The sequence below is a fragment of the Nonomuraea sp. NPDC050404 genome, from assembly GCF_040655495.1.
Classification (GTDB): Bacteria; Actinomycetota; Actinomycetes; order Streptosporangiales; family Streptosporangiaceae; genus Nonomuraea.
On the sequence record NZ_JBFAKB010000034.1, the window covers coordinates 42,208 to 61,225 of the forward strand.

Annotated in this window: 12 protein-coding genes and 1 pseudogene; 10 read left to right on the forward strand and 3 right to left on the reverse strand. The window is 64.8% G+C overall.

Annotation, left to right across the window (positions count from 1 at the left end):
* Positions 1-556: 556 nt before the first annotated feature.
* From AB0I81_RS53840 to AB0I81_RS53850, 3 genes are all read left to right on the forward strand, one after another.
* On the forward strand, positions 557-1,012 hold the full coding sequence (locus AB0I81_RS53840; RefSeq protein WP_360676119.1) for a hypothetical protein: 456 nt from the start codon (positions 557-559) through the stop codon (positions 1,010-1,012).
* 480 nt (positions 1,013-1,492) lie between these two features.
* Positions 1,493-1,984, forward strand: a complete 492-nt coding sequence (locus AB0I81_RS53845) for a hypothetical protein (RefSeq protein ID WP_360676121.1) — start codon at positions 1,493-1,495, stop codon at positions 1,982-1,984.
* A gap of 447 nt (positions 1,985-2,431) precedes the next feature.
* Entirely contained in the window at positions 2,432-2,803 is a 372-nt protein-coding gene (locus tag AB0I81_RS53850) for an NUDIX domain-containing protein (protein ID WP_360676124.1), read from the forward strand.
* On the opposite strand, the gene AB0I81_RS53855 is transcribed toward AB0I81_RS53850, so the two are convergent.
* Both AB0I81_RS53855 and AB0I81_RS53860 read right to left on the reverse strand, forming a co-directional pair.
* The gene (locus AB0I81_RS53855; protein ID WP_360676127.1) at positions 2,800-3,030 is read right to left on the reverse strand and encodes an alpha/beta hydrolase; all 231 of its coding nucleotides are present in this window, start codon (positions 3,028-3,030) and stop codon (positions 2,800-2,802) included. The genes AB0I81_RS53850 and AB0I81_RS53855 overlap by 4 nt on opposite strands.
* Positions 3,027-3,416 (reverse strand): alpha/beta hydrolase, encoded by a 390-nt coding sequence (locus tag AB0I81_RS53860; RefSeq protein ID WP_360676130.1) that lies wholly within the window; start codon positions 3,414-3,416, stop codon positions 3,027-3,029. The genes AB0I81_RS53855 and AB0I81_RS53860 overlap by 4 nt, the downstream gene beginning before the upstream one ends.
* A 374-nt stretch (positions 3,417-3,790) precedes the next feature.
* On the opposite strand from AB0I81_RS53860, the gene AB0I81_RS53865 reads away from it, so the two are divergent.
* From AB0I81_RS53865 to AB0I81_RS53895, 7 genes and pseudogenes are all read left to right on the forward strand, one after another.
* Entirely contained in the window at positions 3,791-4,000 is a 210-nt protein-coding gene (locus AB0I81_RS53865) for a hypothetical protein (RefSeq protein ID WP_360676132.1), read from the forward strand.
* Between the two features lie 348 nt (positions 4,001-4,348).
* Complete coding sequence (locus AB0I81_RS53870; RefSeq protein WP_360676135.1) at positions 4,349-4,594, forward strand: hypothetical protein; 246 nt, start codon at positions 4,349-4,351, stop codon at positions 4,592-4,594.
* Positions 4,595-5,839: 1,245 nt separating this feature from the next.
* On the forward strand, positions 5,840-14,533 hold the full coding sequence (locus tag AB0I81_RS53875; RefSeq protein ID WP_360676138.1) for a DNRLRE domain-containing protein: 8,694 nt from the start codon (positions 5,840-5,842) through the stop codon (positions 14,531-14,533).
* Positions 14,534-14,684: 151 nt separating this feature from the next.
* Positions 14,685-15,365 carry a hypothetical protein gene (locus AB0I81_RS53880; protein ID WP_360676141.1) on the forward strand — a complete coding sequence of 227 codons (681 nt, stop codon included), beginning with the start codon at positions 14,685-14,687 and terminating at the stop codon, positions 15,363-15,365.
* Between the two features lie 533 nt (positions 15,366-15,898).
* Positions 15,899-16,549 carry a transposase family protein gene (locus AB0I81_RS53885; RefSeq protein WP_360676144.1) on the forward strand — a complete coding sequence of 217 codons (651 nt, stop codon included), beginning with the start codon at positions 15,899-15,901 and terminating at the stop codon, positions 16,547-16,549.
* Between the two features lie 41 nt (positions 16,550-16,590).
* Positions 16,591-17,130, forward strand: a pseudogene (locus tag AB0I81_RS53890) (transposase); the annotation flags it as partial.
* A 127-nt stretch (positions 17,131-17,257) separates the two neighbouring features.
* Entirely contained in the window at positions 17,258-17,590 is a 333-nt protein-coding gene (locus AB0I81_RS53895) for a group II intron maturase-specific domain-containing protein (protein WP_360676313.1), read from the forward strand.
* 224 nt (positions 17,591-17,814) lie between these two features.
* On the opposite strand, the gene AB0I81_RS53900 is transcribed toward AB0I81_RS53895, so the two are convergent.
* Positions 17,815-18,951, reverse strand: coding sequence for an ROK family protein (locus AB0I81_RS53900; RefSeq protein ID WP_360676147.1), 1,137 nt, complete (start codon positions 18,949-18,951; stop codon positions 17,815-17,817).
* Positions 18,952-19,018: the final 67 nt, after the last annotated feature.

The following is a 19,018-nucleotide window of genomic DNA, read 5'->3' on the forward strand; positions in this document are numbered from 1 at the left end:
TTATCAGAGCGGCGACTGCGACCATCTCGAGGTGTTGTTATCGCGCGCCTACCGGTTGATGAGGGGGCGAAGATCTTCCTGGTAACGCCAGCGACGATCCTGCGTTGGCACCGCAACCTGGTAGCGCGCGTAAGTGGACGTTCACCGACAGGAGAAGCCCGAGACGCCCTTGAATCCATCAGCCGGTCAAGGCCCTGATCGTGCGGTTGGCGCAGCAGAACCCGACCTGAGGGCACCGGACCCCAGGGTGAGCCGGCGCGCCTGGGCTACTCGATGGCGGCCTCCACGGTGTGGGAGATCCTGCACGCCTCGAACCGCACGGGGAAAGGCTTCAAAGACGAGTACGGAAAGTTGGACGACTATCACCAGTATCTCAACCAGAACACGAATACTTGTGGGCCCGGATCGAGCCCGGTGATATCGTGTGATCCTGGCACATCAACCGCCAAGGCAAGCGCACTTGGATACCCAACCTCAGCACGAAATAGGCGGCATTCGGATGTCGAATTCCGCACCACTTCGGCACTGAATTTCCTCCGAACGATAGGAGAACCGCTTGCTTGCCATCAAGGTCACTCTGAAATATCTGAGATGGGTACTCAGAATTCGCCGGACACCGAAGCTGCTGGATGTAACCGCTGGACGCAGAGAGGCATGTGCAATTTTAACCAGACAAGCCAAAGATCGGTCATTGTACGAAATTAAGATCAAGAAAGGAGGCGAGATCATACTGGCCGTACAAGCAGAGGAAGACTACGAAGAAGCACTGCAAATATTACGGAAGCAGCTAGAGGAGCACAACCTCCGTCTTCTCATCAACCGATATCGAAAAAACGCATTCGTCAGCACAATGGCACGCCAGATGAGCGATGGACAAGCCTGTTATCTAGTCCGAATGGGACGGCCTGTCAGCCATAGGCACGTCGTGGACAGCTTTGGTCCCGCGCCTGCTCGAAGAATTGTCACAGAACGCGAAGCCGACGAATTCTTGGAGCAGTGGATCAATTCATGACCTACCCTCCAACCCGGAAACACGCCTCCCTCCTACCAAACTAGGCAGAGGCAGCATGCAGGTATGAGAGGGCGATTCGTGAGCTCACGCCGGCGATATCGCGCCCGGTCACCCCAGCGACGATCTTGCGCTGGCACCGCCACCTGAAAGCGCGTAAATGACCCTTCACCGACAGGAGGGGCTTAGGACGGCCCCGCACCCGCCAACCGGTCAAGGCAGTCGTGATCCACGATCGAGCCCCGCTCTTCACCTGCGTCTTCCGGGAGATCTTCACAGCCAAGGGACCGCGGATCACCACCACGCTGCCACAGACGCCGACAACGAACGCCATCTGTGAGCGCAGGGGCCGCTCCGCCGTCGGGCATGTGTGGGCCCGGTGTTGGCGCGGATGCGGGTGCGACAGTTGCGCAATGCCGCACGGCACGATCGGAGTGTCGTCGGGCGGCGCAGCGCCGCCCCGGATGTGAGGAGTGGTGCGGCATGTCTGCTGCGATTCTCGATAAGGTACGCGGCCGGCGGGCGATCTGGGTCGCGGCGGCGGCCATGCTCACCGGCATCGGCTTAGCGACCCCGGCGTCCGCCGCGGTGCCTCCCGAAGTGATCATCGTCGACACGTTCGCCACCCGGACGGCGACGGGTGCCGCGAACGTCTTCTTCGACTTCGCCGTCCCGGCCGGAAGCTGGACCGCCGAGGCCACACTCACGGGCCGCAACAACACGGCCGCGGCATCCGGCCTGGCCTGCACGCTGCTGATCATCAGCGAGAGCAGCACCAACAACGCTCGCACGGTCGCCTCGTTGGGCCCCAACGGCCAGCTCGCCAGCCTGTCAGCGGTCACGGCACGCACCGTGAGCACCTCCGGGCTCGTGCGGTTGTCGTGCAACGCGACCACGACCTCGAACATCTCGATATTCAACGTGAGCATCATGGCAACGCGCGTCAACTCCCTGACCCGCGTGAACCTCGGCTGAGCCCGCGGCCCGGCCCGGTGGCTCCAGCGCCCGTGAGCGAGCGCCGGACCACGTCATGACGGGGACAGCGATGTCCCTGTCGTGACCCGGGCGGTGCGGTTCCGCAGTCTCGTCATCTACGATCCCCGAACATCGCAACGCAGCCCGCCCACAACGTGGCCGACCTCGACAACCAGCGAACAGGCACGATCAGCGAATACCACCACGCCGCTTAACCGCAGCTCAGGCCACGTACCTCCGGTCTGTTCCCGCGGCGGGAATCGGAGATCGCAGCTCTTCGCGTACCCACACGAGCTCACCGATCTGGTTCTGCTCCGTAACGGCGTCGGCACGGAAGTGGTACAACGAGGTGGGCGTAGCGCACCGACAGCCCATCCCGGAGTCCGCCATGCACAAGCAGTCGATATCCAAGTGACGAGCGCAGACGGTGAGCCACCGGCGGTCGCCGTGGCCATCATCGTGGCCGATGGGCGGGTTCTTCTCGCCCGCCGCCGCGTTCCGGAGGGTGCCCTGCTCTGGCACTTCCCGGCCGGCAAGGTCGAGTCGGGCGAAACCGCCGAGCAGGCCGCCGTCCGGGAAGCCCTCGAAGAGGTTGGCCTCCGCGTCGCAGCCATCAAGCACCTGGGCGAACGCATCCACCCGGACACCGGCCGCAATTTGGCCTACATCGCCTGCCAGATGGTCGCCGGCACCGCACACGCGGCCAGTGCGGATGAGATCGCTGATGTGGAGTGGTGCAACCGGACACGCGTCGCCGAACTCGTCACGTCCCCGCTCTACCGGCCGGTGCAGGACTACCTCAACAAGCACCTGACCTAGGTACGAACTCGCCGCACCATATCCAGGAGCGCGTCCACGACGAGTTGGGGCTGGTCGTGGTGGATGTAGTGCCCTGCACTCTCGGCGACGACGTACTTCGAGCCGGTGGGCAGTGCCGCCAGGTCGACCTGCATCGGATGCCAGACCTCGATGTGTGATCGCGCGTGTGCGCGGTCCTTCTCCGTCGTTATGCCCGGCTGTTCCTTGCCGCAGGTCAGCACCGTCATGGGAGTGTCGCCCGACTGGGCCGGTGCGAACCCGCACGGCGGCGCCGATCTGCACCCGTAACGCGAGTTCCCACCACGAGGTCCACCGCTGCCGGTGGCCGAACCCCAGCGCGGCCCGCGCCTCCGCGTACTCGGCCGGCACGTGATAGGTCGGGGAGTGCTGCGAGGCCGACGTTGCTGAGCAACCTCCGCGCGCCGTACCACTTGGTACGGCGGATCAGCGCGTACTTGAACGTCTGCCAGTAGTAGCCGGGCACCCGGCGGTGCTGGTCGGGATGGCTGGAGTCGATCACCACAAGCCCTGCCACCTCGTTGGGGTACGCGGCGGCGAACATGCGGGTCACCCAGCCGCCCATGGAGTGGCCGGCCAGAACGTAGTTACGCATCTCCGCAAGGAGGGGTGGGTGTTCACGCTCGCACTGCGCGAATTCTACGTCTCGGCGCGCGAAAACTGGCCCACGCACGGCTCATAAGAGGTGGTTCGCGGTGCGGGGGGAGGCGATCGAAAAGCGTGACGGGGTGTACGAGCACGCACCGAGCACGGCCGCCGCCCGCATAGGCGGATCTTTCCCGACGAATGGCGATCATGTATGCCGAGTGAGCATGGATCCGCAGGTCAGGGCAGCTCGGAGGCCGATAATCGGCGTGGAACGCCAGCGCGTCGCGAAAGGCACCCCCCACGGGTGCCACCGCCTCAACTCGTTTCCGCGTTCGCCGCGGCGACGGCCTTCTGCGGTGGCATCTCCTCGTCGGTGTCGAGATGGAAGGCCGGCTGGGCACTGACCTGGCCCTGGCACCGCGTGGACCCGACGACAAACAGGACTACTACTACACGAACGGTGGCCACAAGACCCGGCGAGTGGCCGTCTGGCACGCGTTCGGAATACCGGACGCGGCGTGCGTGCAGCTCCACATCTGGTCCCACTACGACGGCACTTCCACGCCCACCGGCAGCAGCTCCAACTGCTGACGCCGGTGACGGACCACGAAAGACGAGCGCGATGCGCATTCAGCGGAAAGTCATCATCGGGGCAATGGTCGCGCTGGCGACAATCTTCGCCGTCCTCGTCCTCCTTGGTCACATAGGCGGTCGCTGGACGGCGGGGTGAAGCTTGCCCCGTGAGTGCGCGTACCCCTGGCTCGATCATCCGGAGCCGAAGTTACACGTCTCAACCCCCAGACAAGCCCGACACATCCGCCAACATCCCCAAAGACTGATCAGCGCGCCTCGACTACTCGCCGCTCACCGGCCAGAGCAAACCTGTGCAGTGCCAAACTCGTCCATGTCATCTGAGCTGGCCTCCCATCCTCGGCACTCATGTTCCTACGCCTGCTGTATCTGCTGATGGTCCGGCTGTTCGGCTGGTTAACGCTACGCGCGGGGCGAACCTCCAAGGAGGCGGAAATCTTGGTGCCGCGTCATGAGGTCGCCGTCCTGCGACGTCAGGTCGTCCGGCCACAACTGGACTGGGCCGACCGGGCGCTGCTAACCGCACTGGCGCGATTGCTTCCCACGCGGCTTCGCCTCCATCGGATCGTGACGCTGGGCACCTTGTTGTCCTGACACCGCCGGCTGGTCAGCCAACGCTGGACTCACCCAAAGGCGACCGGGCGTCCACCGATCCCGGGCGAGCTACGTAACCTGGTGCTCCGGCGGGCCGACGAGAACCCACGATGGGGCACCGGCGGATCAGCGGTGAACTACTTGGGCGGTCATCGAATCGGCGAAGGCACCATCCGCCGAATCCTCGCCGCATCGGGCCTGGGCCCAGCGCCACACCCGACCTCACCTACCTGGCGACAGTTCCTCACATGCCTCCGGCATCCTGGCGTGCGACTTCATGCACGGACACCATGTTCCTCAAACGCCTGTATGTCTTGTTCGTCATGGACGATGGAAACAGGCCGCGTGCACCTGCTGGGCGTCACGTCCCACGCCGACCGATGCATGAACCACCCAGCAAGCCCGGAACCTGCTGATGGACCCAGGAGAACGCGTAGTCACGTTCAACCTGCGTTTCAACCACCATCGCCCCCATCAGGGCCAGCCCCTCCGCCCGCCCCTGCACGACCCCCGCCAGGTGATCGACATGGCCTCCCGAATTCACCGCTGAAGGAGCGAACAGGACTGATCAACGAGACCGCAGAGCGGCCTGATCGCTCTCCGAACGCCTGGGTCAGCAACAGTATCCGCGTTTTGGCACCGCACAAGCCATTGACACCGAAGACTTCATCAGAGACTCCCGTGACACCCGCCTCGCTCGGGTTCTGAAAAGCGCACTCTACGCACAAGACTTATTCGCTGTCAATATGGCAACCTGGCGCGACTTTGTCCCTTCCGCCGAGCACTCATGCATAGTCAGACCTTCAGCCAACACAGCTCCTCTAGATTTTAACTACATTCGTGCAGACTTATAGCTGGATCGCTCCAAATTGCCCGATGTTCAGCAGCCGAATGTAACGTTTACATAACTTGCGACCTGTTGCGACCTGGGCCGTTTACGAACCGTCACATCAACGGTTCGTCCATACTCGAGTCGGATCGCCAACAATCACGCCTGCTAGACCCTTCCCCTTCACTCCATGCGAGAGCATGTTCGAACGCATAACTATCACCCTGTGTAATCGTTGACGAGCTTCACTCCGCGTGCGTTGATCCTCCTGAGTTCCCTCAAACTGCGCCTCATACTTAAAGGGCGCATTGACCTGCACGGAGGCAAGCTTGTCCTGGTTATCAAGCAGAACACCCTCATCCCTCTCCCGCTCCCGAAGATTACGCAGAGCATCGAGTGTCGTTCTAGCGACCACCTTGGTCGCCTCGCTCGTCTCGGTGCCGCCGGCGTCCGCGCAGAGTCCTGCTTCCTCGCACGACGCAGGAATCGTGTCGCGGTTCGCCACCTGGCTGTCGCAAGGCATAAGCGGCCTGTTCGCCGAAGATCCGAAGGGCGAGATGCGGCCGGGAAAAACACCCGTCGCACTACCCGGCCGCGACGGAAAAGCGGCCGAGCAGCCCCGGCAGGTAAAACCGCCGGGTAAACGGGTCAAGGAATTAACGGAAAAACGCACCGCCAACGGTAAGGTGTGGCAGCTCGACGACGGGCGGCTCCAGCTGGAATTGTCCTCGGAGCCGGTGCATTTCCAGGACGGCAAGGGCTCCTGGCAGAACATCGACACCCAACTGCGGGCGAAGAACGGCGTCGCGGCGGCCAATGACACGGCGGGCTTCGGATCGGTGTTCGGCGGCCGGTCGAGCAGTCTGGCCGAGGTCGAACTGGACGGGCGGCGGCTGAGGCTGGGTGTGCCGGGTGAGGACCGGCAGATCACACCCAAAGTGACGGGCTCCACGGCCACCTACGCCAATGTGTGGGACGGCGTCGACCTGATCTACAAGCTCACCCCCACGGGGCTGAAAGAGCTCGTCGTGCTGAACAAGGCGCCGTCGGCGCCGCTGGAGTTCACGCTCAAGACCGACGGCGTGCAGGCCCAGGCGCAACGGGACGGGTCGATCGCGTTCGTCGGCGCCGATGGGGCGACCGCGTTCACGGTGCCGAAACCGTTCATGATCGACCAGACGTCCGATCCGGCCTCGCCGTACGGCAAGAGCCATTCGGAGAAGGTCACCCAGACGGTGACGGACAAGGACGGGCAGGCCACGATCACGCTCACGCCGGACGCGGGCTGGCTGGCGGCGCCGGAGCGCAAATGGCCGGTGGTGATCGACCCGACCCTGCGGATCTCGCCGGAGCGCGATGACACCTACATCGACTCGGCCAAGAAGACCACGAACTTCGACGAGGCCTGGCAGTTGCCGGTGGGCAAGACCGCGACCGGGATCAACCGGTCGCTGCTCAATTTCTACCTGCCGATGCCGATCGGCACGGTGGTGGATGACGCGCGGCTGGAGACGTACTTCGACCAGGCTTTGGGTGAGGCCGGGCCGGTCACGGTCGAGGCGCGGGAGATCACCGGCGACTGGGATTCCTGGACGGTGACCTGGAACACCCAGCCCACGGTCGCGGCCACCCCGATCGCCACGGTGACCCGCAACCCGGGAGAGCTGTCGCGCTGGCATTCGTTCAACGTCACCGGCGTGGTCAACAAGTGGATGACCACTGCGGACGAGGTGCCGGGGTTCATGCTGAAGGCCGCCGATGAGAGCGCCACCGGCAAGGTGGGCGGTCCGGTGTACGAGTCGAGTGAGGACGTCTACGGCGGCGACGGCATGATCGGCGAGACCACCAACCACCCGCGGCTGATCATCACCTACGGCAAGCCGTCGGTCGTCTTACAGCCGGGAGACACGGTGACCTCGCAGGGCGCGTCCCTGTCGTGGTCCGCCTACGCCGACCCGACCCCGGCCGACAGCAGCGATGATCTGGCGGAATACCGGTTGCACCGTACCTGCCCGTCGGGCTGCCAGAACTCGCCGACCGAGGGGTACGACACGCTGGTCGCCTCGATCGGCAAGGACACCACCACCTACACCGATACCAGCAGCGGCGGCGACCCCGAGGCGGTGGCGGACGAGTCCTACATTCACGAAGCCACCTACTGGGTGGAGGCGGTGCTGGCCAACGGCCAGGTCACGACCTCGCAGAAGGCGACGGTGGTCCTGCCCCGGCCAGGCCTGATCTCCACCACGATCTACGGCAGCGCCGACACCGCGCTGGCCTCCGGCGAGCCGACCGCTACGCATGACGGCAAGCGACTGGCGGCCGGTAACACCACCGGAACGCCGGGCAACACCCGCGCAGTGATCGCCTTCGCCGGCTACGCCGACAAGATCCCGGCCGACGCCAAGGTGACCGAGGCGAGCTTGTCGCTGTGGAACGCGAACGCCACCGGCACCGGCGCGTCCTTCGCCGCGCACAAGCTGACCAAGGCCTTCGATGAGTCGGCGACCTGGACCAGCCCCTGGACCACAGCGGGCGGCGACTTCGAGGCCACCGCGCTGTCCAGCGTGTCCGGGCTGACGGCGGCGCCGGGCTGGAAGAAGTGGGACGTCACCGCCGCGGCCACCGCGTGGAGCACTGACCCGGCCACCAACCATGGCCTACTGGTCAAGGTCGCCAACGAGGCCGGCACGAGCAAGCAGGCGGCCTCGTTCCTGTCCACCGAGGGCGATGAGCCGGTGTTGCGGCCTCGGCTGCGGGTGACGTACCTGGAAAAGAGCGAGGGCTCCAGCGCGTTCTACGCACCGGAGACGCCGCTGGAGATGGACGCTCGAGCCAGCGCCCAGGTGCCGGTAACCGTCACCAACACCACCACCCAGACCTGGCCGGCGGGCACGACGCAGCTGAGCTACCGGTGGAAGCTGCCGGATGGCACGGACCTGTCCGCCGCCGCGAACCAGATCAAGACCGCGCTGCCGGAGGCGCTGCCGCCGGGTGAGTCCGTTCTGGTCACGGCCAACGTGACCGCTCCGGCGCTGACCGGGGACGGCACCAACAAGGCCGAGGCGACCACGCTGGACTGGGACATCTACGACAGCGCGGCCGGCACCTGGAAGTCGGCCAGCCACCACACCCCGCAACACCCGCAGCGCATCCGGCTGACCTCCCCCACCTCCGACCAGCTCGGATCGGAGAAGTTCTACACCTACTCCGGCAAGAACACCGGCGCGGGCGGGGCAGCGCTGGTCAACACCTTCGCCGGAAATCTGAACTGGTCCTACAACGCGTTATCCAATCCCTCGCGAGGTCCGCAGACGTTCATCCGTACCACCTACAACAGCCTCGACACCGCCTCCAGCTCGATGGGCTACGGCTGGTCACTGCAGACGTCGACGCTGCAACGGCTCGGCACCGCGCTGGCGTTCGAACCGCGCCGCCAGACCTGGCCGAACAAGGTACGACTGACCGACGGCGACGGCACCACCCACGTGTGGACGCTGAACAAGCACGGCAACTCCACCTGCAACCCGCAGGTGTGCGACTACACCAACCCCAAGGGCGTGCACCTGTACCTGCAGCGGGTGGCCGACCCGAACGCGCCGACCCACATCGGGCGTGATCCGCTGCGCCGGTGGGTGTTCACCAAGCCGGACCGTACTCAGTTCTTCTTCGACGAGGAGGGCTACCAGTCGGCGATCGTGGACGCCAACGGCAACACCATGTCCTTCGCCTACGAGCGGCGCAACGAGTGCTTCGGCAAGGTGACGAAGTTCCTGCAGCACATCACCGACGCGACCGGCCGCCGCACGCTGAGCCTGGATTACTACAAGAAGGGCCAGGACTACACCTACATCGACGGTAACGGCCAGGAGGTGTCCGGCCGGAAATTGTCGAACAAGCACATCATCGACCAGGTTAAGTCGGTCACCGACATCGCCGGCCGCAAGGTCACCTTCACCTACACCATCAAGGGCCTGATGGCGCGCATGGTCGACGGCGCCGGGGACGCGACCGCCAAGACGTTCGCCTTCGGCTACGACGCCGGCTGGGGCAACCAGAACGCCAAGCTCACCGACGTCACCGACCCGCGCGGCAACATCACGTCCTTCACCTACCACCGCACTCCCGTGCTCGGCTGGTGCAAGCTACGCGTCGAGACCATCAAGGACCGGCTCGGCGGCGTGACCCGCTTCGACTACAACGACGGGCCGTTCAACAAGTACGTCCGCACCACGGTCACCGACCCACTGAACAACGCCACCAAGTACGTGCTCGATCCGTACGGCCGGGCCGAGCAGGTCACCAACGCCAAGAACGAGACCACGGCCCTGCAATGGGACGCCGACCACAACGTGGTCAAGCTCACCGAGGCCAACCAGGCGTACGCGACGTGGAAGTACGATCCTAAGACCGGCTACCCACTGGAACTGCGCGACGCCGAGGCGAACACCAACAACACCGCACCGAGCACTCTGGTCTACCAGGCCGGGCTCAACGGCTACGTCGCCGACCTGATCGAGAAGACCTCGCCCGAAGGGCGTAAGTGGGCCTTCGGCTACAACGCCCAGGGCAGTCTGCTGTCGGTCACCGACCCGCTGGGCGTCGCCTCCAGTACGGCCGGGGACTACACCACCCGTTACGAGTACAACGGCTATGGTCAGCTCACCAAAAGCACCGACGCCAACACCAACTCCACGGCCTACGGCGACTATGACCCGTCCGGTTATCCCAAGACGATCATCGATGCCTACAACAAGGTGACCGCCACGGTCTATGACGTGCGCGGGAACGTGCTGTCGGTCACCGACGCGCTGGGCGGCAAGACCACTCAGGCCTACGACCTGTTCAACAGGCCGCTGGAGTCGAAGGTCCCCAAGGACCAGGCCAACGGGGTGTTCATCACCACGCCCGCCCCCGTCTACGACGCCAACGACAACGTCACCAAGATGATCGCGCCCAACGGCGCCGTCTCGACCGCCGTCTACGACAAGGCCGACCAACTCACCGAGCAACTGCTGCCCAAGGACACCACCGACAGCCCGGAGCGCAAGGCCACCATCACCTACGATGCGGCCGGCAACATCAAGACGCAGACCGAGCCGAAGGGCAACCTCACCTCGACCGCTGGTGACTACACCACGACGTATGTCTACGACCCGATCTACCAGCTCACCGAGGTCGTCAACGCCGCTCAGCAAAAGATCACCTACAGCTACGACAACGTCGGTGATGTCACTACTGTTGTCGACCCGCGCAAGAACGCCACCTCAGATGCGGCCGACTACACCACGGCCTACACCTACGACCGCAACCATCAGGTCAAAACGGTCAAGGACCCGGCCGGCCACCAGACGAGCACCGACTACGACCGCGACGGCCTGCCCGTCGGCCAGACCGACCAGGAGGGCAACAAGACGATCACCGTCTACGACGGGCGCGGCAGCGTGGTGGAAACTCGCGTGCCGCACTCCTCCACCGACGGCGTGATCAAGTACGTCACCACCCAGTACGCCTACGACCAGGCTGGCAACCAGACCAAGGCCATCACCCCGCGCGGCGTCGAAACCACCGACGACCCCGGCGACTTCCTGACAGAAACGAAGTACGACAAGCTCAACCGTCCCGTCGAGGAGATCTACCCCTACGACAAGGACGACGCCACCTACAACCAGCCTGACTCGGTCAAGTATGTCTACGACGAGTTGTCTCGACTGAGGGAGATCAGCGCCCCGCCGTCGCACGGCCAGACCGTCCGCAACGTCAGCACGATGACGTACTGGGACACCGGATGGAACAAGACCAGCACCGACGCGTGGGGTATCCAGACCAGCTACGACTACAACACGCTCGGCCTGCAGACCAACCGCACCGTCACCTCGGCAGGCGGCTCCTCACAGCGGGCCATGGACTGGTCCTACTACCCTGACGGGAAACTCAAGACCCACTCCGACAATGGTGTCCCGCTCGACATCGACGTGTTGTTCGCCGACAACAGCGATGTCGGGCAGGTTCAGGCGACCGGCACCTTCACCGCCCGCACGACCGCCGCACCGACCACCGGTCCGAAGACGACAAAGTCCGCGGTCACTGGCTACGACTTTGCCGCCGCCCCCGCAGGCACCGGCAAGTCCGCCTTCACCTGGACCGTGATACCCAACACCACTGGCACCTATCAGGTCTGGGCAACCTACCCGGCCGGCGCCACCGCCACAAACGCCGTCTACACCATCGACGGCGACGACGAAAAGACGGTGGACCAGACCAAACACGCCGGCGAGTGGGTGAAGCTGGGCAGCAACTCCTTCACCGCCGGCAAGCCCGCCACCATCACCCTGACCGACGACGCCAACGGCACCGTCGCCGCCGACGCGGTCAAGCTGGTGCGCGACACCAACGCCGCCGACGTCGAGAAGAAGGACTTCGGCTACGTCTACGATCCCAACGCCAACCTCACCCAGATCCTCGACAACACCACCACGGCCAAGATCGACGACTGGGCGATCACGTACACCGGCCTGAACCAGATCGACAAGATCGTCGAAAAACTGGACGGGGTCGTCAAGAACACCACCACGTACGCGTACAACGAGAACAGCGCCGTCACCGAGCTCACCCACGACAAGACCCGTGCCACCTACACCTACGACGTACGCGACCTGGTCGACTCGGTCACCAACCGCAAGTCCGCCACCGACACCAAGCCCAAGGTCACCCGATACACCTACACACCGCGCGGCGAACGCCTCAAAGAGACCAAGGCCAACGGAAACACCGTCGACTACGACTACTTCCTGACCGGCCTGTTGCGCCACTCGGTCGAAAAGAAGTCCAACGGCACGATCGTCGCCGAGCACACCCTTGGCTACCAGGGCAACCTACAGAAGGCCAGTGACCACACCAAGATCCAGAACGCCGACAGCCTCGGCGCGTACCTGGAACACGACTACGCCTATACCTACGACCCCCGCGACCGCATCGCCAAAACCGTCAAGACCCCGACCGGCGGCGGCCCCGCGGAGACCGAAACCTACAAGCACGACGCCAACAACAACGTCTACGACCAGAGCGTCGGCGGCAAGCAGACCACCTTCACCTACGACCGCAACCGGCTGATCACTTCCACCGCCGATGGGGCCACCGCCAGCCAGGGCTACGACGTCTACGGCCGGCTGCGCACTGTCACCGCTGCCGGGACGACGCTGGAGAAGTACACCTACGACGGCTTCGACCACGTCACCAAACACGAAACCCTCGGCTCCGGCGGCACGACCAACACCGTCACCACCTACACTTTCGACCCTCTCGACCGCACCACGTCGCGGACCGAGAAGGAGGGAACCGCCACCGCCAAGACCACCACGTACTCCTATCTCGGCTTGTCGGCGGAGGTCCTGGACGAAGAGGTGGCCGGCAAGCTCACCAAGTCCTTCCAATACAACGCGTGGGGCGAGCGCCTGTCGCAGGTGAAGGTCAACACCGACGGGACGGAGGAGTCCTCCTACTACGGCTACAACGCCCACTCCGACGTCGAGCAGATCACCAAGGAGAACGGCGACAGCCGCGCCACCTATGGCTACACCGCCTACGGCAGCAACGACGACAAGCTCTTCACCGGTGTCGACAAACCCGATTCTGCCGACCCCACCGCCAAGGAGGAGTACAACCCCTACCGCTTCAACGCCAAGCGCTGGGACAACTCCACCGGCATATACGACATGGGGTTCCGCGATTACAATCCCGGCCTCAACCGCTTCCTGAACCTCGACTCTTACAACGACGCACTCGACGATCTCTCCCTCGGCCTCGACCCGTGGACGGCCAACCGCTACGCCTTCACCGGCGGCAACCCGATCAACGAAATAGAGCTCGATGGGCACAACTCCTGTCAGCCCGGAGATTGCCCGCAACGAGAGGCGGGACTGAGAAGGCTGGCGGACAGCACCGATGACAAGAAGCTCAAGAAGACGTACACGCGCCTGGCAAACAAGGCCGCCAAAGCGGATGCCGCGCTGTACAAGAAACATCGGCAAGGACGGGACGAAGCCGACGTCGCCCTTGGCAAGTGGATACAGAAAGGGCAGGAGGAGTACTGCAGCGCGTTTCCCTTATGTGATTGGAATGACCACGCCGTGGCCGATGGCCTCATCGGTGAAGGCGAAGGAGTCCTCGAGGACGCGCTCTGGAAGATTCTCACCCGGAAGGGCGGAAAGGGCAGCAGCAAGAAGAAGCTCGACGGCTCCGACGACGAGTGCAACAGCTTTGCGCCCGGCACCCAGGTCCTCATGGCCGACGGTACTCGCAAACCCATCGAGGAAGTGGAGCTTGGCGACAAGGTTCTCGCCACGGATCCCGAAACTGGGGAGACCGTAGCCAAGCCGGTAGTGGCTCTCATCACCGGAGAAGGACAGAAGAACCTCGTACAGATCACGGTCGATCCTGGAAGCGAGAAAGACGGCGAATCAGGCGTCATTATCGCCACTGAAGGACATCCCTTCTGGTTGCCGGAGACCGGCGAGTGGGTGGATGCCGGAGATCTCAAGTCCGGCGACTGGCTGCAGACCTCGGCCGGGACGTATGTTCTCGTCAGCGCGATTGAGAAGAGAACGGCCGACAGGCAGCGGGTCCACAATCTCACGATCGCGGACATCAACACCTACTACGTCGATGCCGGCGATGTCAGCGTTCTGGTTCACAACACCACCTGCCCAATCCAGTTGGCGGCCAGGGCGAGGGAAATCTGGGACGCCGAGCCCAACGTCTACACCAAGGAAAAACACAGCACGGTTTCCGTGGTAGCCGCGCGCGACGGTAAGGGTAATACCATATTGGTCGTCGCGGCGAACGGCGCCGGCTTGACCGCAGGCCAGAAAAAGGCTTTACAGGCGGGCGAGCATCTTGCCTTCAACGTCCCAGGCACACATGCCGAGCAGAACGCCATCCTCTTCATCAATCAAATGGGGTGGACGCCCATAGCCGGCGGCTCGTCTCGAAACATCTGCCGCAAGATATGCGCCCCGCTCATCAAGGCGTCGGGCGCGAAAATCGTCGGGCCGATCTATCCCGGAAGCAATAAGACAACACGACAACGAAGCTTCGTGTGGGATAATTAATCCATACAGTTGACGTACGTGACCGAGCCATGCCGTCACCGCTCCTTCGCGCAACGGCATGGCCTGGTCGCGTCGTCTGAGGTTGTGCCCATGGCGGCCTGGATCGGTATACTAGCCGATCCGGGCTCTACCGAGCACGAAACGGAGATCAATGGATCTGCATATTGGGGACATTCTTCAGCTATCCTGCGACCCAATTTCGGTACCGATTCTCGATACGTCGTCTCACTATGTGACCGTGCGACTTCCGTGGCACCAAGTCGATCCCGAGTCCGAATACGGATGGGACGGAAACCATCAACTGCCCCGCCACCTGGACTCAGCTGAATGGTCGGCCACACCGTTCCGTTTCGAGGGGAATCCAATGCTCTTCGTTCCTGGAGAGAATCGGGTAATATCCATACCCAGGACGATCACCTATGTTGCGGGGATTGAACAGTTCGACCAACCACTCGATATCGGCTGGCTGCCACGTCCCACGAAGACGGTTTCACTCCTACCACAGGGAGAGGAATGGTCCGAGCTTTCCGAGGAACAAGGATTCTCGTACAACCTGCCAGGCGATGAGTTCATCAGCGTCGAACGGTTGTTTCGTCCGTACGCCTATCTGGAGGACGGAGACGCCCTCCTCGACTCGCGAGGCGTGACGTGGCGATTCAAACGTCCATGGCTTTGGGAGGCGGCGGACGGCGAGGCAGGGATTCTGCCCGAGTGGCCGCTGGCTCTGCAGAGATCGGGACGTACGTCTACGACATCCCACTTCGACGAATTGCGTCGGTGGGAAGAATACAGCCACGTGCCAGCCGTCAGTCTCGAACACGCCCTACGGTGACATGCCGTCCGCACCGCACCTCGTCACCACGGGGCTCGGCGGCGGTTTGCGGCAAGAACGGCGAACTGCTTCATTCTGACAACACCTTCTTGCCGACCGTACGGACCCTATGGCACTCAAGAACTCGAATCACTTCCAGCGCTGAGCCCTTCGCCCGATGAGCGGAGGGGCTCAGGGGCGCCGAATGGCCGGTCCTGATCGCCTGGGATCCTCTTTCGTGATCTTGTCTACGGTGTGCACCGTCACCCGGCGTCTGTTGTCTTTGCCCGCGCTGCTGCTACGGAAGAGCCTCTCCAGGGAGGCGGAACTGTTGGTGCTTCGGCATCAGAACGCTGTCCTACGCCGTCAGGTCCCGCGAGTGCGCTACGACCCAGCCGACCGCCTGTGGTTCGCGGCGCTCTCGCACCTGATACCGGCTCTTCGAACTTGAGCGGGGGTTGAGGTCCGGCCTGGCCTGGGCTTGAGAGGGCTCGTGGCTCTCAGGAATCCTTCTTGTTGTCGAAGCAAAAAGGCCACAGCGAGAAGCCACGAGCATGGACCACGATACGACGCTGCTGCTCGGCCTGGACGGCTTGGCCGTCACGAAGGTCGTCGCCGCAGGTAACGAGCCGCAAGACGGGCCGGTGGTGCATCTGGCCACCGCGGATGAACGGGCCAGGTGCTGCCCGCAGTGCGGAGTTGTCGCGGTCCGGATGAAGGAGTGGGTGACCACCCGCCCGCGGGATCTGCCGGTCGGCGGGCGGTGCTGTGCATTGCGCTGGCGTAAGCGGCGCTGGTGCTGTGACCAGGCGTCCTGCCCGCGTCAGACGTTCACCGAGCAGGTCCCGCAGGTCCCCGCCCGAGCGCGGCTGACCACGCGATTACGCCAGGCCGCCGGCGCCGCCGGCGCCGCCGTCGCCGATGGCGGCCGGACGGTGATCCACTCGGCGCGAGATCACCGGGTGTCGTGGCCGATCGTGTCGGCGGCCTTCACCGCGCACGCCCGCCGAGTGCTACCCGCCCAGCCCGCACCGGTGAACGTGCTGGGCATCGATGAAATCCGGCGCGGACGGCCCCGCTGGGTGCTGGAGGAGAGCACCGGCACCTGGACGACGACGGTGGACCGCTGGCATGTCGGCTTCGTGGACCTGTCCGGCGAGCAGGGACTGCTCGGCCAGGTCGAAGGACGCCCATCGCCGCGGTGACCGGCTGGCTCGACCAGCGAGAGACCGCCTGGCGCCGGCAGGTGGCCTTCGTCGCGATCGACATGTGCACCATCTTCAAGTCCGCCGTTCGCGCTGCGTTGCCGCACGTCACGCTGGTGGTCGACCACTTCCACGTGGTGCAGCTGGCCAACACCGCGCTCACCGAGATCCGCCGCCGCCTCACCGTCCAGGTGCGCGGCAGACGCGGCCGCAAAGGCAACCGCGAATGGGAGCTGCGTAACCGCCTCACCCGCTCCGCCGCCCGGATGCACGCCCGCCAGCTGGATCCGATGGTCGATGACCTGCACGCGCTGCCCGCGCGACTGGGCCGGCCGATCCTGGCCGCCTGGAACGCCAAGGAAGACCTGCTGGACCTGCTGGACCTGCTCGCTCTGGCCCGCACCCACCCGGACCGCACGGTGATCGCCGGCCGGCTGTTCCGCTTCTACGACCGCTGTGCCTCCTCCGGCCTGCCCGAACTCGAACGCCTGGCCACCACCATCGAGACCTGGTGGCCCGAAATTCTGGCCTTCCTGCGCACCGGCATCACCAACGCCGGCTCCGAGGGCACCAACCGCGTCATCAAGACCACCGCCCGCGACGCCTACGGCTTCCGCAACCCCGAGAATCAGCGGCTACGCACCCGCTGCGCCACCACCCGACGCGGCCGCGGCTGCCTCAACCCGCTTAACTTCGAAGAGCCGTCATATGCAGCCGGACGAACTCCTCACGAGCATCAACCGGACGCTGACGGGCTGGGCGAGATACTTCCGACACGGGGTTTCCAAGGCCATATTCAACGCGATCGATCACTATACGTGGGGTCGGATCATGCGCTGGTTACGGGCCAAGTACGAACGCGGGACCCACCGGATCGGAATGCCCGAACTCCGACGCCGCTTCTGCGACGTCGGATGGAGGTTCGCCCACAACGGGGTCGTGTTCACCGGCGCCTCCAGCGTCGCCGTGACCCGCTACCGCTACCGCGGCAACACCATCACGACCCCGTGGACCCCGAAACCGGCAACCACCAACGGTTGACCACCGGGCAAGACACGTGGAGCGCCCGATGCGGTGAGAGCCGCACGTCGGGTGCGGGCGGGCGGCTCCGGGAAACGGACCGGTGGCAACACCGACACCGCGCCCGGGGCCGACCCCACGACCGTCACCCTCAGCGGGCAACGCCAGTACATCCTGGCGGCCATCGAGCACGCCACCATACGCGTCCGCGTGCTCGACACCACCACTCACCCGCGCGCCGGCGGTCAGACGTCGAAGAGTTCGTGCTCCACGTGGTCCAGTGCCAGGCGTACGGCGCCGAGGGCGACTGAGCGCCCGCCGAGGGTGCTGGCCTCGACCCGGACGGGGAACAGGCAGAACTCGGCCAGTTCCTCGCGCAGTGGCCCGGTCAGCAACTCCCCCGCCCCCGACAGGCCGCCGCCGAGCACCACCAGTTCGGGGTCCATGGTGAGGACGGCGGCGCCGACGCCCTTGGCCAGGTCGCGTGCGAAGGCGCGGACGATGGCGGCGGCCTGCGGGTCACCCCGCCGTACGGCCTCGAAGACCCGCTCCGCCGCGTCCCTGGACGAGCTGCCGCCGGCGGGATCGTCGTCACCGTAGGCCAGGAACCGGTCGAGCGCGGTGTACCACCCGAAGGCCCGCATGACGCCGATCTCCCCGGCGGCGCCGTTGCGGCCGGCGTAGAGCTTGCCGCCGATCAGCAGGCCGGCGGCGATGCTGCGGCCGACCAGCAGACACAGGACGTCTTGGGCGTCACGCGCCGCGCCCGCCCAGTGCTCGGCGAGGGCGGCGAGGTTGGTGTCGTTGCCGACCAGCACGGGGCCGACGGACAGGCCGGTCAAGGAGCCGGCCAGGTCGAGCCCGGCCCAGCCGGGCAGGCGGTCGCTGACCACGACCTTGCCGGCGACCGGGTCGACGACGCCGGTGGTGGCCACGCCCAGGGCCCGCACGCCCCCGGGGCCGACGCCCGCCGCGCGCAGGCTCCGGCGCACCACGGATCTGGCGGCGGCCAGGCGGGCGGCGGGCTCGGCCCGGGGGTCCACCAAGGAGCGGCGGGTGTCGATGATCGTGCCCTTGAGGTCGGCGGTCAGAGCGAGCACCTTGTGCGGCCCGATGTCCAGGCCCACGACGTGGCCGGCCTCGGCGCGGAAGCGCAGGCGTTTGGCCGGGCGCCCCACTGGGCGGGGGTCTCCCGGCTTGGGTGCGATCTCCTCCACCAGGTCGGGCTGGGAGGCGATCACGTCCTCGATCGTGGCGCGGGAGATCGACGTGATCTTCACCAGTTCGGTCAGCGTGGCCCCCTCGACGCCGTGCAGGGCGCGCAGGACGGCAGTGGTGTTCAGGCGGCGCAGCAGCGCCGGATCCTGTCCCGTCAATGTCACGATCCGATGATAGGCCGTTGCTAATTATTTGAGGACCTACTAAAAATATCGGTGCGACATGGAGAGA

Excerpts from the sequence above, each read along its gene's own strand:
- AB0I81_RS53855 (WP_360676127.1), bottom strand. The coding sequence starts at position 3,030 with ATGACGGTGCTGACCTGCGGCAAGGAACAGCCGGGCATAACGACGGAG.
- AB0I81_RS53845 (WP_360676121.1), top strand. The coding sequence starts at position 1,493 with ATGTCTGCTGCGATTCTCGATAAGGTACGCGGCCGGCGGGCGATCTGG.
- AB0I81_RS53880 (WP_360676141.1), top strand. The coding sequence starts at position 14,685 with ATGGATCTGCATATTGGGGACATTCTTCAGCTATCCTGCGACCCAATT.
- AB0I81_RS53895 (WP_360676313.1), top strand. The coding sequence starts at position 17,258 with ATGCAGCCGGACGAACTCCTCACGAGCATCAACCGGACGCTGACGGGC.
- AB0I81_RS53870 (WP_360676135.1), top strand. The coding sequence starts at position 4,349 with ATGTTCCTACGCCTGCTGTATCTGCTGATGGTCCGGCTGTTCGGCTGG.
- AB0I81_RS53865 (WP_360676132.1), top strand. The coding sequence starts at position 3,791 with ATGGAAGGCCGGCTGGGCACTGACCTGGCCCTGGCACCGCGTGGACCC.
- AB0I81_RS53885 (WP_360676144.1), top strand. The coding sequence starts at position 15,899 with ATGGACCACGATACGACGCTGCTGCTCGGCCTGGACGGCTTGGCCGTC.
- AB0I81_RS53860 (WP_360676130.1), bottom strand. The coding sequence starts at position 3,416 with ATGCGTAACTACGTTCTGGCCGGCCACTCCATGGGCGGCTGGGTGACC.